Here is a 290-nt window from a genome sequence, read left to right on the forward strand (position 1 = left end):
GACAGGAATGTCTGGTTGCTCCTCAGGGAGAGCTGGAACAGTCGCTACATCAGATCTGGTTATCGTTGCTGCCGTGTGAGCAATTGGGGGTAACATGTAACTTCTTTGCGCGAGGAGGCCACTCCTTGCTTGCGACCCAGGTGGTCACTCAAATAAGACAGCAACTCAATCGAGAGATTGCGGTAAAACATCTGTTTGAGTATCCGACGATTCGAGGCTTGTCAGCGCTACTAAAAGAGCCGTTAAATGATAAAGGTTACAGTGCGATAGAGCCAGTTGTGGATGCGCAC

The 290-nt window shown here is 49.7% G+C and carries 1 protein-coding gene; it reads left to right on the top strand.

Features of this window, described 5'->3' with window-relative positions; genetic code table 11:
* Positions 1-290 (top strand): phosphopantetheine-binding protein (locus tag IYN84_RS20900; protein WP_196141226.1); only part of this gene is annotated, 290 nt, incomplete at both ends.

The organism is Aliikangiella sp. G2MR2-5, from assembly GCF_015687155.1.
Classification (GTDB): domain Bacteria; phylum Pseudomonadota; class Gammaproteobacteria; order Enterobacterales; family Kangiellaceae; genus Aliikangiella.